This window comes from Methanoregula sp., from assembly GCF_041663825.1.
Lineage (GTDB): Archaea > Halobacteriota > Methanomicrobia > Methanomicrobiales > Methanospirillaceae > Methanoregula.
Genome location: NZ_JBAYLY010000007.1, coordinates 48,252 through 62,154 on the forward strand (window position 1 = coordinate 48,252; position 13,903 = coordinate 62,154).

15 protein-coding genes are annotated in these 13,903 nt (G+C 51.2%); 7 read left to right on the forward strand and 8 right to left on the reverse strand.

The window, feature by feature from the left end; genetic code table 11:
* Positions 1-105 precede the first annotated feature (105 nt).
* Complete coding sequence (locus WCX19_RS04890) at positions 106-1,014, reverse strand: mechanosensitive ion channel family protein (protein ID WP_373005716.1); 909 nt, start codon at positions 1,012-1,014, stop codon at positions 106-108.
* Positions 1,011-1,700 carry a DUF432 domain-containing protein gene (locus tag WCX19_RS04895; RefSeq protein ID WP_373005718.1) on the reverse strand — a complete coding sequence of 230 codons (690 nt, stop codon included), beginning with the start codon at positions 1,698-1,700 and terminating at the stop codon, positions 1,011-1,013. The genes WCX19_RS04890 and WCX19_RS04895 overlap by 4 nt, the downstream gene beginning before the upstream one ends.
* Before the next feature lie 240 nt (positions 1,701-1,940).
* Between WCX19_RS04895 and WCX19_RS04900 the strand changes: the two genes are divergently transcribed.
* Entirely contained in the window at positions 1,941-2,582 is a 642-nt protein-coding gene (locus WCX19_RS04900) for a hypothetical protein (protein WP_373005720.1), read from the forward strand.
* 31 nt (positions 2,583-2,613) lie between these two features.
* Positions 2,614-3,768, forward strand: coding sequence for a geranylgeranyl reductase family protein (locus WCX19_RS04905; protein ID WP_373005722.1), 1,155 nt, complete (start codon positions 2,614-2,616; stop codon positions 3,766-3,768).
* A 16-nt stretch (positions 3,769-3,784) separates the two neighbouring features.
* Here WCX19_RS04905 and WCX19_RS04910 read toward each other — a convergent pair whose 3' ends face one another.
* The 4 genes from WCX19_RS04910 to WCX19_RS04925 form a co-directional block, all read right to left on the reverse strand.
* Positions 3,785-4,684 (reverse strand): metal ABC transporter permease, encoded by a 900-nt coding sequence (locus WCX19_RS04910; protein WP_373005724.1) that lies wholly within the window; start codon positions 4,682-4,684, stop codon positions 3,785-3,787.
* 13 nt (positions 4,685-4,697) lie between these two features.
* A complete protein-coding gene (locus WCX19_RS04915) occupies positions 4,698-5,459 on the reverse strand; it encodes a metal ABC transporter ATP-binding protein (RefSeq protein WP_373005726.1) in 762 nt (253 codons plus the stop codon).
* On the reverse strand, positions 5,450-6,403 hold the full coding sequence (locus WCX19_RS04920; RefSeq protein WP_373005728.1) for a metal ABC transporter solute-binding protein, Zn/Mn family: 954 nt from the start codon (positions 6,401-6,403) through the stop codon (positions 5,450-5,452). The genes WCX19_RS04915 and WCX19_RS04920 overlap by 10 nt, the downstream gene beginning before the upstream one ends.
* A 242-nt stretch (positions 6,404-6,645) precedes the next feature.
* A complete protein-coding gene (locus WCX19_RS04925; protein WP_373005730.1) occupies positions 6,646-7,083 on the reverse strand; it encodes a metal-dependent transcriptional regulator in 438 nt (145 codons plus the stop codon).
* Between the two features lie 174 nt (positions 7,084-7,257).
* Between WCX19_RS04925 and WCX19_RS04930 the strand changes: the two genes are divergently transcribed.
* The 4 genes from WCX19_RS04930 to WCX19_RS04945 are packed head-to-tail and all read left to right on the forward strand — an operon-like array spanning position 7,258 to position 10,305.
* Positions 7,258-7,977, forward strand: a complete 720-nt coding sequence (locus WCX19_RS04930; RefSeq protein ID WP_373005732.1) for an energy-coupling factor ABC transporter permease — start codon at positions 7,258-7,260, stop codon at positions 7,975-7,977.
* Positions 7,974-8,282, forward strand: a complete 309-nt coding sequence (locus tag WCX19_RS04935) for an energy-coupling factor ABC transporter substrate-binding protein (RefSeq protein ID WP_373005734.1) — start codon at positions 7,974-7,976, stop codon at positions 8,280-8,282. The genes WCX19_RS04930 and WCX19_RS04935 overlap by 4 nt, the downstream gene beginning before the upstream one ends.
* 5 nt (positions 8,283-8,287) lie before the next feature.
* Positions 8,288-9,082: a cobalt ECF transporter T component CbiQ gene (cbiQ, locus tag WCX19_RS04940; protein ID WP_373005736.1), complete on the forward strand. Its 795-nt coding sequence runs from the start codon at positions 8,288-8,290 to the stop codon at positions 9,080-9,082.
* Positions 9,079-10,305, forward strand: coding sequence for an energy-coupling factor ABC transporter ATP-binding protein (locus tag WCX19_RS04945; protein ID WP_373005738.1), 1,227 nt, complete (start codon positions 9,079-9,081; stop codon positions 10,303-10,305). Before cbiQ ends, WCX19_RS04945 begins: the two co-directional genes overlap by 4 nt.
* Before the next feature lie 148 nt (positions 10,306-10,453).
* Here the strand turns inward: WCX19_RS04945 and WCX19_RS04950 are convergent, their stop codons facing one another.
* Positions 10,454-11,368, reverse strand: a complete 915-nt coding sequence (locus WCX19_RS04950; protein WP_373005740.1) for a DDE-type integrase/transposase/recombinase — start codon at positions 11,366-11,368, stop codon at positions 10,454-10,456.
* 410 nt (positions 11,369-11,778) lie between these two features.
* Positions 11,779-12,069, reverse strand: coding sequence for a hypothetical protein (locus tag WCX19_RS04955; protein WP_373005742.1), 291 nt, complete (start codon positions 12,067-12,069; stop codon positions 11,779-11,781).
* 555 nt (positions 12,070-12,624) lie between these two features.
* On the opposite strand from WCX19_RS04955, the gene WCX19_RS04960 reads away from it, so the two are divergent.
* On the forward strand, positions 12,625-13,857 hold the full coding sequence (locus WCX19_RS04960) for a PLP-dependent aminotransferase family protein (protein ID WP_373005744.1): 1,233 nt from the start codon (positions 12,625-12,627) through the stop codon (positions 13,855-13,857).
* The last annotated feature ends 46 nt before the right edge of the window (positions 13,858-13,903 follow it).

Here is a 13,903-nt window from a genome sequence, read left to right on the forward strand (position 1 = left end):
AGGCTTGCGAGTTTTGTCCCCCGTCTGGGGCATGAATTGAAAACTTACCGGAATGGGAGGGGAATGATTCGGCATTCTCCGGGTGGTGGAGCCCATCTGGGGCACTCACTGTTGTTTTGAGGCAATATCCGCCGGAAGCGTGGGCTGGTTTGCAAACCAGACAACGCGTTGGGCATACGGTATCTCGATACCGGCCGCTTCGAGCGCATCCTTGATTCGAGGGAGGATCGCGGTGGAAAGGGATATGTCGTCCTGTGTCAGTTTCCAGTTCGATGGGAACCATGCACGGATCATGAGAACAACGCTGTCTGGCGTAATATCACTCACAAAGACGGCAGGTGCCGGGTTTTTAAGCACAAATGTGTAGTCGTCAAGAATTTTTTCAATAATTTCTTCTGCCTTTTTTACATCATCCTGGTAACGGATCCCAACCGAATATACAAAACGCCGGGCAACGTTTGCGTGGTTGTTTGAGACCGTAGTCGAATAGATCTGGTCGTTTGGGATATGGATATAGATCCCATCGGTAGTGCGGATGCGGACAGAAAACAGCCTGATCGAAACCACCGTTCCTGAAACTGCGCCGGTGCTGATAAAATCCCCAGTGGCAAATGGGCTCTCATATAAAAGAGCAAGGCCGGCTATCATGTTCGAGATAACTTTCTGGCTTGAGAGGCCGATAATGGTAATAATCGCGACAAGGCCAAGAAGGAGTATAGTTATACTCAGGTCAAGGAGTCCCGGGAGGGAGATCCCGATCGCAATGATCATCAGCACCGCACGTATGATCCCGGTGAGGATGTCGAGCTGGTCTTTCTTGAGCCGGTGGCTCATGCGCACCCTGATGTGGTGGCTGATGACAAGACCGAGAATATATGCCACGATAATCCCGACAAAAAAGATAAAAACATCCCTCGGACTTATGGTTCCAAAAAAATTATTATCTGAAGTAACGGTTGATTCGATATCGGTCGTACTTGGGAGTGTCAGGTTGAAAAAATCCAAAATGTTCATATCGTTCCCGCCTCCATGAAATATCCTTTCCTGTTTGTGATGGAAAAGCCCCGGGTAAGGTAGAGATCGATGGCCCGGTTCGGGCAGTCCTCGGGGGCGATATCTGAAAATGTCGTGTGGGCGATTAATGGCGAGAGTATTTCCATCGTGGCGGTCATGGCAACCCGGTCGCCATAGAAAAGGCACATGCTGCCACTGTCAAAGACCGCCCGGCTGACTGTCATGGTTTCTGACCCGGAGTTTTTTATAAGCAGGCTCATGACGCCTTCACGGCGCAGGTCGATGAGCGGGATATCCGTATAAAGATCGCTTTGGTACCACCGCGTAATAACGCCCGAACTTGGCGAACCGTACAGGGAAAATTTCACTGGCACAAGGGAAAAGACATCGAGTGGATCCGTTTTATCTCCTGATTCCAGGAACACCCCGATTTCGACAGGGAATTTTAAATAAATTGTTTGTTCTGCACCAGGTGAGATGAGCAGCGGTGGAAACGAAATCTCAAGGAAATGTGTGAGCGCCTCGGGCAGGTTGACAGGTTCCACCGGATGGATATGGATTGCTGAAAACGTGCGGCTCAGGTACCGGGATTCTTTTTTGCCTGCGCAGTCCCGTTCGTATTTTACCAGGCCTGCCTTGTCCGTCAGCTGGATCCTGATATCAGGATCTGCATAAGAAAAACCCATTTCGTATCGGCCGAACACGAGAAAAAATCAGTGATAGTCTGCAATAAAGCTGACGGAATGAACGGGCGGGAATCAGGAAAAAACCGCTCATGGTATGGTTGAACGGGTTTGTTTCAGGTTGTACCGGCAATCGGTGTAACGCCTGCCAGCAATTCTTTTGGCCACTATGAGAGCCAGGATTTTGAGTTTGTTTTACAATCGCATACGAAACTATTAACGCGAGAAAATAGAGGTAATTCTATGGATGCGAAACTGTCCTGCCTCCTCAAAGGGGTAATAGGTGTAATCTTTGGTGGTCTTGCTCTTATTGTGCCGGGACCTGTGCTCTCCTTATTCCTTGGTATTTTCTGGTTCCTCCTGATAGCAGGTATTGTACTCTGCGTGTTTATCGGTATTACCTCGCCCGCGGAAGATTCGTTTTTCTGGTTTTTCTGTTCTGCCGTGCTCCTTGTTGTCGGCATAATCTCCATTGTATTTCAGAATCTTATCGCACTTCTCTTTGTACTGGCCATTGTAGTACTGGCGTTCTATGCCGCGTACTCTGGTATATCACTGGCATTGACCCGGCCGCGATCGAAACATTTCCTTGTGGCGGGCGTGATAATAAGCAGTCTCGTTCTCCTCGCGTTATTTATCCGTTTTGTGCCGGCCATGAGTGAGACAATTCTCATGACCGTGGTCGGAACATTCTCGTTCGTCTTCGGGCTCTTTGCCATTCTCATGGGAATATCCATGAAAGAAGATACTGTAGCACCGATCCCCCCGCACGTCCTTATCTTTAAAACCTGCGGGCTTTCGGTAAAATCCACAGGAACTGAGACCACTTCAGCAAATATCCCGGATCAGTCGGGCGTAAAGCCAAATGATAAACCCCCCCGGTAAATCTATCTTTTTTTAAAAGGAGCTTATGATCATGCCCCTGGCCTATGATATCATTGTAGCCGGTGCCGGGCCGGCCGGATGCGCAGCTGCCCAGGCGTGTGCCAAAAGCGGGCTTTCGGTGCTCTGTATCGAAGAGCAGGGGAGTATCGGGTATCCGGTACAGTGCGCCGGTCTCCTTTCCCGGGCGGCTTTCGAAGAGTGCGCTGTTTCAGGGCGATCCATTCTCAATACCGTGACCGGTGCACGCATTCTATCCAGTACTGGACACGCGCTTATCATCGACGCGAAAACCCCAAAGGCACATGTGGTAGACCGTGGCATGCTCGACCGCGAGATGGCAGAGGCTGCGGCAGACGCTGGTGCAAACTTTCGTCTTAAAACTGCAGTCTGCGATGTCAGGGATGATCTGGTAGTCACGCGAGGGATCAACGGTCACGAGGAATTTTCATTTAAAATTCTGATTGCGGCGGACGGGCCCCGAAGCACGATCGCCCGTATCTACGGGATGGAACGGGCACCGGTGTACCTGGCCGGTATCCAGGCTGAGGGAAGATGCGACTGCGATCCCGGGTTTGTCGAACTCTACCCGGATGCATCCCCGGAATTCTTCGGGTGGGTGATCCCGTCCGGGAACGGCCGGGTCAGGGTCGGGCTGTGCGGAACAGAGCAGGTACGGGAGCGGTTTTCTGCATTTGTCCACAGGATCGGTCTCGTGTCCGATCTGCACCTAGTCACCGGTTCCATCCCGCTGGGCGTGATGCCAAAGACGTTTGGCCGGCGCACCCTCTTTGTAGGTGATGCAGCAGGGTTTGCCAAGCCCACATCTGGCGGCGGGGTCTATACCGGTGTCCGTACTGCCCGTCATGCGGCTACGGTTGCGGCTGCATGCTGCGAACATGACCTCTTTTCTGATGCAGCACTTGCGGATTACGAACGGCGCTGGCAGGCAGATATCGGGAGGGAACTTGCTCTTGGTTACCGTCTTTTTAAAATGCGGCAGAACCTGTCAGCAGAGACTATCGACCGGATGATTCTCGCCATGGATGATTCAGACATTATCAGGGAGATCGTGCAACACGGGGATATGGACCGGCCAGGCAACGTGGCAGGAATCCTATTGAAAAAACCCGCACTACTCCGGTTCCTCTCCCCGCTCCTTGTGTCTGGCATCCGGTCGTTTTTTTAAAAAAGGTAAAAAAAATTCAGGTTTTACCGGGGTCTTTTTGTTCTTCTGGTACCGTGTATCCCGGTTCTGAGCACTGGTGTTTCCATTCCTCGACCGGCAACTCTTTTTTAAACCGGGGCCAGAGTCGTGACAGGATTACTGTGAATATAAAGAACCCGATGGTGACAAGGACGATCGCTCCCCCGGATGCCAAGTTATAAGAGAATGAGAGCTGGAGTCCGATGATAACCGAAGCGATCGCGATGGCCAGTGCCGCAAGAATCGTACGCCGGAAGGGCAACCTGAGCTGAATTGCCGCAATCGCAGGGATAACCATGAGGCTTGAAACAAGAAGGACACCGACCAGCCGGGTGGCAACGACAACGGTAAGGCCGACGAGAACCGTAAAGAGGATCTCAAGTGCAGTCACTGGCATACCGGCGACCCGTGCAAAATCCGGGTCAAGGGTAATCCCCACCCATTCCTTCCAGAGCAGACAAAGTACCACAAGGACAATCACACCGAGCCCTGCGGCAAGGTACACATCGTTATCGTTAATTCCGAGGATTGTCCCGAACAGGTAGGAAAGGAGATCTGCCGGGGCGGACTGCGCCATGCTGATGAGGACAATGCCTATGGCAAGCCCTCCTGAGAACAGGATCGCGATCGCCGCATCAGATGCGACCCGGAGCCGGCCCAGTGCGTGAATCCCAAGAGATCCTGTAATGACTGCGGCCACGGCAGTATAGAGTGGATAGATGCCGGTCCAGAACCCGAGTGCAATCCCGCCAAACGCCACGTGGCCAAGGCCGTCTGAGATAAGCGAGAGCCGACGCAGGACAATAAAGACACCCAGGCTCGCACAGGTCACCGCGACAATCAGCCCGCCTATAAACGCTCGCATGCCAAATTTAAACATCAGGAATTCAAGCACCATTCAATCCCACCCCTTACTGGTTGCCTACCTGTAACATCAGGTTCCAGAGCCCTTTCGTGCCAAGGGACTGTGCCGGGCCGTCATACAGGACCCTGTGATGCAGAAAGACAATCCGTTCCATCATGCGGCTCAGCTCGGTGAGATCGTGGAGGATGATGAGGACTGTGATTTTATGCGTGTCGTGCAGGTGGGAAAGCAGAGCATAGAATTCCTGCTTGCTTTTTGCATCGACCCCGTTTGTCGGTTCGTCAAGCGCAAGGATGTGGGGATTTCCCACAAGGGCACGTGCGATCAACACCCGCTGCTGCTGGCCACCCGAGAGATCACAGAAGAGTTCCCCGGCGACACGGCCGAGGCCGGCTTCTGCAATCGTTTTTTCCACTGCCGCACGATCTTTTTCGGTCGGCCGGGTAAAAAGGCCGGACTGCCCGTAGGTTCCCATCTCGATCACTTCACGGACTGTCACCGGGAACTGCTGCTGGCGCAGCACCGGCTGCTGGGGAACATATCCGATACAGGGGCGGCAGGGAGACATACCCTCGCAGTCGTCCATGTGGCAGGTAAATTCAACGGTACCGGTTTTTGGTTCGAGCAGGCCGACCAGTATCTTGAGCAGGGTTGTTTTGCCGGAACCATTTGGGCCGGCAATACCAACAAACTCCTCCTGCCGGACCGTAAGCGTGATATCTTCTAGTACCGGTTCTGCGCCGTACGCGAAACTGACATTGTTGACGGTCAGGCATACCGGCCGGTCCCGGGGAGCGTCTACTGGCATTTCAGGGTCTGCCTCATCTGCTGGAGATTATTTTCCATGATGATCACATAATCGTTATCTCCGACATTCATCTGGCCGGTCGGCAGTATCTCCATGGTGGTATAAGGATAGATGGGCAGACCCAGTTCGGAGGCAATGGACTGGCTCAGTGACTGGACCTCATCGGTCTCTGCAATCACACCCTGGACATTTGCCGCTTTTGATTCATCGAGAATCGCCGCCATCTGCTGTACAGAAGGCTCTCTATCCGGGCTTAAGCCGGTAATTGAGAGTGCGGTCAGGTTGTATGCAGCTGCCTGGTAATTCAGGAATGAGTGGGATGTAAGGAAAGTCCTTGTAGTACAGTTTGAAAGTCCGGTGGTATACCTGGCATCCAGTTTCTGAAGTCGCGCCTCAAAGGTCTCTGCATTTTTCTGGTACGAGGAAGCATTGGCCGGGTCTGCCGCTGCAAGTTGTTGTGCAATATAGTGGACATAATACTCAGCAAGCTGCGGCGAGAGCCAGAGGTGGGAATCCTGTTCCGGGTTGGGGAAGTTTTTATGCTCGCTTTTCATCTGCGCAAGGACTGATGGCGGGATGGCGTCGATAAAAGGAGCACGGATAATGTCCGGGTTGGTGGAACCGGCAAGTTTTTCAGCCCAGGGTTCCATAAACGGCCCATCATAAAACAGTATTTTTCCTTTCGCAAGTGCCATCGCATCGTTTGGCGTTGGTTCGTATTCATGGGGTTCAGCACCCGGGGGGAGGATCTGGGTTACTGTAGCATAGTCGCCGGCTACCGGTTTTACCAGCAGAGTGATGGGACGAAATGAAGTGATGACCAAGAGTTTGTCGTTCGATCCGGCTGCGTGGGACGATGCAACCGGAATTCCTGCGTGGGAAATGAACGCAATGTATACCGCGACTATAATGACAATAATGGATATTACGAGAGCGCATATCATGAATTTTCTTTTCTTATCCGGTGATGATGACATATTCTTGACCTCTGCGGCAGGTTGCTTTTTTAATAATTCGCGATGCAATATCGCTTGTGAAGCCTATAATGATTATGAAAAATTTGGGTACACTCCAATTTTTATGATCCAGGTTTTCTCCGGATAGAAAAATTGTCGGTATTATAATTGACTAAACCAGTCCGGGTAAACCATTCTGACGTCGGAAATCCTGTCAGGTTGTTCCGGGATCATGGCGTCGGATCCTGGTTGTGGCATCCGTCGTCATGGGTAATTTCACCGCAGATCCCCTGGCCCGGGTGTCCCATTGCAGCGCAGATCCTGTCGATGGCCTCTTTTGATACCTGGCTTTCAAAACGCGAAGCTTCGGTACATGCCTGTTCATGGGAAAACCCGTAATGGGTGAGCATCAGGCTTAGGATACGGTGGCGTTTGATGAGATAATCAGCATACCGGTTCCCGTCGTCTGTGAGGCAGATCCCGCGATAAGGCTCATGAGTGATAAGACCCGTTTCAGAGAGCTCAGCGATGGTCTTTGTGATGGTCGATGGATCAACCGCAAACTGCGTGGCAAGATCGGTTGTCCGCACTCTCCCGCCATTGTCTTTTATGAACTTGAGATACACTACTTTTCGCGGTGAAAGTTCCCGTCCGTCCCGGATATCCATAATTATATCCGGATGTATTAGTCGAAAAATATTTGGTATCTGCCCAAATTTTTCTTAAATAAAAAATCCGGAAACTGATAAAGAATTAGTGCCGCCGGATGCCTTGGGAGAATGTGTCAACATCAGTGAGCAAATTATATTTACTTTAAACAAGTAAACTTGAATGAAAGTATCATGCATATCATGGAAGGATTCCTGCCCTGGCAATGGTGCGCGATATGGTGGATTATTGCGATCCCGTTCCTTGTTATGGGGATAATTGAACTGCGATCGATGATGAGAAAAGACCGGGAATACCTGCCGCTGCTCGGGGTTTGTGGTGCATTTATTTTCATATTGTCCGCTCTCAAACTCCCTTCAGTAACCGGCAGTTGCTCCCACCCGACCGGCACGGGACTTTCGACAACCTGTTTTGGTGTATTTATCACTTCAATCATTGGTGCAATCGTCCTGCTCTTCCAGGCACTCGTACTTGCACACGGCGGACTCTCGGTACTCGGTGCCAACATGTGTTCAATGGCTATTGGTGGCCCTGTTGCCGGGTATATCATATACCGTCTCCTCAAAAATACGAAGGTCAATATCTATGTCACCGTGTTCATCGTTGCAGTAGTCGCTGATCTGGTAACGTACATCATCACTTCTCTGGAACTTGCCCTTGCCTACCCGGCTCAGGTTGGCGGTATCGCAGCCTCGTTTACCGCATTCTTCGCGATATTTGCCATCACCCAGATTCCGCTCGCGATTGTTGAAGGGTGCGTACTTGCACTCGTCTTTAAGTATGTGATCGAACTTAAACCGGAAATGATTATAAAACTCAAAGTCTTTTCAGAGGACCAGATCACAAAAGCCCGGGGTGCATCAGATACAATCCTGAGTGAGGTGAAGTCATGATAAAAAACAGGAAACTCGAACTGATTACCCTTGTTGCAGTACTGGCATTCATTATCGTGTTCCTGTCAGTAAGTGCCGGAGGGACTCACGAGTTTGCCGGTTCTGATACTGTCGGATCCGGGAAAATTGCCGAACTGACCGGTCTTTCTGTAGACTCATTTCCCCCCTTAATTCCCCAGTACGTTCCCCCAAGTGGTGAGGTTGAAGCTACCCTCTTTGCATTGCAGGCAGCGTTTGGCGGAGTCATTCTCGGGCTCGTATTCGGGTACTGGCTGGGACAGAGAAAAATATCCTCAAATTCCTGATTTTTATGATTGAGATAAATCTGGACGGCGTTGCGCAACAGAGTACGTTCAGGCATATCCATCCCGTAACAAAACTCATTCTTGCACTTGGCTCTCTTATCCTTTGTCTCATATCCCCATCGCCGGTTGTACCACTGATATCAGGTATCGTACTCAGCCTTGTCCTCATCATCCCGGGTCGGACATCTCCCCGCTTGTATGGGGAACTCCTCCTTGGCCCGGCCATTTTTACTGTTATGAGCATTGTAGTTCTCCTCTTCCTGCTTGGCGGGGGAGATGTGATCTGGCGGTTCAACCCGGTTTCGTGGATCAATCTTACCATCACAACAGGCTCAATCAGCCAAAGTACACTGGTGCTGTTTCGGGTGTTCGGCTGTTCGATCTCACTTTTCTTTATCGCATTAACGACTCCCATGACGGATCTCTTCAATGGCATGAAGCGTATCGGGATTCCCATCGAGCTCATCGATCTGATGATGATCATCTACCGGTACATCTTCATCATCTATGCACAGGCTATCGAGATCTGGCAGGCTCAGGTAATGCGCCTTGGCTACAGCAGGGTAAGGGAGGCGATCCAGTCCTTCTCAATGCTCTGCGGCATGCTTTTCATATCCAGCTGGATTGCAGGTGAAGATCTCGTCCGTGCGATGGATTGCCGATGTTATAACGGAGTATTTCCTACGCTGGACATTGCTGAACCCATGCAGATGCGTTCCCTCATCCCGGTGATTGCGTATCTTACCGGCTTAGGTGGGATTCTGCTGATGCTGACAACAAATATCGGAGTGATTTTGTGAAGATCATACTTGAAGCACGGGATGTCAGGTACCATTACCCGGGAAGCCCGGAGGTAATCAAAGGGATCAGTTTTCATATCCGCCCCCGCGAGAAGATAGCACTTGTCGGCCCGAACGGTGCCGGCAAGTCCACGCTCCTCCAGATGTTCAACGGTATGATCCACCCGACATCCGGTACGATCCTCTTTGACAACGAACCGGTACAGTATGATTCTTCTTCCCTTCGCCAGCTCCGTAAACGTGTCGGGTTTGTGCTGCAGAATTCGGATCGCCAGATCATTGCCCCGACCGTATACCAAGATGTTGCATTTGGTCCGGCAAATCTCGGATACGATGAGCAGGCTATCCGACAGTCGGTTGCTCTTGCCCTTCGTCAGGTTGGTCTCGAAGGGTTTGAACGGCGTGTGCCCCACCATCTTTCGGGCGGGGAGAAGAAACGGGTGGCGATTGCCGGCGTACTTGCAATGGACCCGGATGTGCTGGTTTTCGATGAACCTACAAGTGGTCTTGATCCATCCGGTTCAGAAGATCTCATGGAACTCCTTGACGAACTGAACAATGACGGTAAGACCCTCATAATCTCCACTCATGATGTCGAACTTGCGTATCCGTGGGCTGACCGTGCAATCCTCCTGCTGGATGGCAGGATTCTTGAGGAGGATGTGCCGGACGTGGCGTTCGGAAATCTTGATCATGTCCGTATGGCGCACCTCTCTGTCCCTACTCTCCTTGAACTCTCGCAGGAACTCGGGAGGCGAGGGTTTGCGCAGCCGGAACGAAAGCCTCGAAGTGTCCTTGACATGATCCATATCATCGAGAACCACATTCACGGCTCCTGCGGCAATCCATCTCCGGGCACGATCACAGTCTGCAATGTGGATGAAGGGGATACCGCCACGCTCCCCGCATGGGTGGATGCCCGCCCGGATATCGTTATCGGGGCGATGGGTACACATGCGAAGCAGTGCGCCGCACGGGAACATCTGGCCCTTGAGTTCACCTATGGTGTCATCGACAAATGCATCCTGCGTGCTTTGCGGGGACAGGACTCCCTGATCCTGACCGTCGGCAGTATGGTTAGCCGGGTGGGTGTCCGGGTGGAGGCGTACTGCCGGGAGAGCGGCAACACCATCACCATGATCAATCTGAACACTACAAACCGACCTCCCGTAACGAGACTGATAAATGAGGAAGTTAAGCAGACTGATCCATCATCCCGATAATCATAACCTCATGGAGATGACGATCACGATCATGGCCATTTCAATCACCCTGATTGCGAGGAATTTCATGAGGACCACCATGAATATCATGATAAACATCACGGCCATGCCCGCACGCAAAGGATTGTTTAGCTGTAGAGTGCCACAATTAATGTCCGTTTTGTTGACAGAGTTTACGTCCGCTTAAGGATAATTTTCTGTTTTTATTGAAATTAATTTCGTTGTGATAGATTGAGGTCGGAGTCATCCAGTCCAGAATCTCCTGCTTTCGCCAGTTGTTGTATAGGCAGTCGAAGTTCCAGAGTTCCCGTTTGAAATGGCTTACCGAGTGGAACTCCTTGAGAGCGATGAGTTCCTGGTAGAGAGTCTTGTGATATCGTTCGATCTTGCCTCGACCTCTCGGGTTGTACGGCCGGCCGAAGATCAGTTTGATACCGTTTTTCTGTGCTTCAGCTTTGAAGACTTTGGAGACAAACTGTTTCCCATTATCGAGGTAAATTTCACGAGGGATTCGTCCGGCGCGGAGTGCCCATTGCAAGGCGTTGACAGCTGAGGCGGCATCTTTGTGAAGATAAACCTTGCTTTTCACCCGATACCGGGAGCAGTCATCAGTAAACCCGGTGACATAGACTTTGCCGACTCCCCGGATACGAAACTGAAAAGTGTCGCCCTGCCACATGCTGTCAACATGACGGCGCTGGAATCGTTTACCGGCTGGTTGGGGTTTAGCTTTCACACGAATGAGAAGTCCATGATTCTTGAGGATACGATGGACGGTTCTCCATGAACATGGGAGGTTAAACTGGTGCTTGATCCGTCGGGCACCCCACGCCGGATATTTCTCTTTGAGCCGGATTATTCGTCGTTCCAGTGACGGTGATATTGCCCGAGGTGATCGTTTCGGCCCGGTCTTTTTCGGTTGTAACCCGTTCTCCGGGTCCTGACTGTGGGCTTTTGCCCATCGTCTCACCGTCCTTTCGGAGATATTATACGTCTCTCCGATCTCTCGTGCGCTTCGTATTCCTTCTTCATAGAATACGACTGATTTGGTTCTGATTTCCATGGTCGCTTTCACCCGCAAGCACCTGTTCGGTGCTCTTGAAAGCGGACATAAATACTGTCACTGTTTTAGGACAGAAACTCTGGCACTCTACATTTAGCTTTTAATTTTTACAACCGAGCGTGGGATCCGGGCAGTCAAATATCGTTTGTCGGATTGTTTTTGACGCGATATTGAAGATCGTCGTGTATTATACCAGGAGCATTGTGCTCCGTGTCAATACTTATTCATAATTACGGAGATGCGCTCACCGCGATTCCGCTCATGGCCGCGTTTTTACATCCCTCGCGAAAACCCACACGATGGAGTCCATAATGGGGTTTTCCTCTTGAGATTTCACCCCCGGTAACGTATTTGACAAGGAGGGTTTTATCCACACAAATTCGCGTGAAGAGCCAAAAAAAGGGATGTAATTATGCTTTTTTCTCGACAAGCTCGACTTCGATGCCGCCGATCTTACTTGCAAATATGTTGTACAGGAAGGCCATGATCGCACCGCAGATGAAGGCCATGATCCCAAAGATGATGGGGAAGATAATAATGGAAAGCAGCCCGAAGGTCGTCGCGCCGGGCATACTGTATGCAGCCCCGATGGCGGCACCCATGATGGCAAATAGTATACCATAGATAAGGCCGAACACAATACCGAACAGTGCATGGATCTTCGCCCATGAAATAATTTCAACGCTCTTGATGACTGTCATACAAGACACCTTGTGAACCGGTGTGCGGGTATGGGTAAAAAGCCTTTTGAAGTGGAATCTCCGTACTTCCCTGCTTTTAAGCTGAAAGAACAACCGCAAAAAATTCGTTTGAGCCAGATCTGGAAGCGGGAGTACCCTTTTTTGGCAGCAGACGCCCTCCCTTTATGGCAGGTGGGGGTACCCCACCATTTGTACAAAGGTGGCACCCCCCACCCCCGGGCCACAAGAGGGGGGTGGGGGTATCATGCTTTTAAAAAATCGGTCGGGGGTCAGGGTACCTCTCATTTTTGGGAGCGGGGGGTGCCACCCCGGGCTGGCAGGAGGGGGTACCCCCAAAGGACCGGGAATTACTTTGGGAAATCTCCTCAAAAATTCTGCCATGTTTGTGAAGGAAAATTTTGAGAAGTACTAGAAAATCTGTGCGAAGTCTCCGGCTTTTGTGTGCCGGGACGGGTTGGCAGTCACAAAAACCATGAAATAACAACCATTCAGGTATTTAAAGCCGTTTTTTTAAATGTATATGCACTAATTTCTTTAGAAACGGAACGGGATTTTATGGTCGAAAAACAAGAACTCGTGCAGAACCGGGACCCTGAAACGCTATTATGCACCTATGCATTCGCTCAACGGATGTACAATACTCCCAAATCATTTATTCGTGAGATCCTCAAAGTAACAGAAAATCCCGGCATTATCTCGTTTGCCGGAGGCCTGCCAAACCCCGATCTGATCGATGTCGGAGGCATTGCACAGGCTGCTGTAGCAGTTTTTCGCGAAGATGGCAGGACGGCTCTCCAGTACTCGACAACCGAAGGATACCTCCCGCTTCGCCGGTTTATTGCAGACCGGTACAAAAAGCGGCTGGGCCTTGACATCCCGCCCGATGAAATCCTTATCACCAACGGCTCGCAGCAATGTCTCGATCTTGTCGGCAAGATCCTGATTGATCGCGGTGACCGGGTTGCCATCGAACGCCCGGGGTACCTGGGCGCAATCCAGGTTTTCTCTCTCTATGAGCCGGTTTTTGTGCCGGTTGAACTCAATTCGGAAGGGCCGGATCTGGCAGCCTTTGAAGCAGCGATGGCCGGAAACGCGGCAAAGATCTTCTATTGCATCCCCAATTCCCAGAACCCTTCCGGAATCACATACTCAGCGGAGCGGCGGAAAGAGTGCGCAGATATCCTTGCCGGCACCCGCACACTCGTAGTCGAAGACGATGCCTATGGCGAGCTCCAGTTTTCGGGCAGGTCTCTACCCCCCTTTAAAAAATACCTGCCCGACCAGACAATTCTCACCGGCTCGTTCTCAAAGATCTTTGCACCGGGCATGCGCCTCGGGTGGGTATGCGCCCCGCCGGCGATTATGGATCAACTAGTCGTTGCAAAACAGGCATCAGACCTGCACTCCAATTACCTTTCCCAGCGCATCGCTTCGCGTTATCTTGCAGACAACGACATCGATGCACACATCCGTAAGATCCAAGTGACATATAAGGAACAGCGCGACCACATGATCGCCGCGATGCAACAGGAGATGCCGGATGGAGTCTCCTGGACAAATCCCCATGGAGGGATGTTTGTATGGGTCACGCTTCCTGCCGGGTGTTCTTCGATGGAGGTCTTTTCCGATGCGCTCAAAGAGAAGGTCGCCGTTCTCCCGGGCATCCCGTTCTATGTCGATGGCGGCGGGACCGATACCCTTCGCCTGAATTTTTCAAACTCAAACGCGGATCGGATTGCCGAAGGGATACATCGTCTCGGCCAGGTGATCCGGTCAAGAATCCGGTAAACTATCCGGTACACCTCAGAAATATGTCCTCAAAGACGAGCCTTTA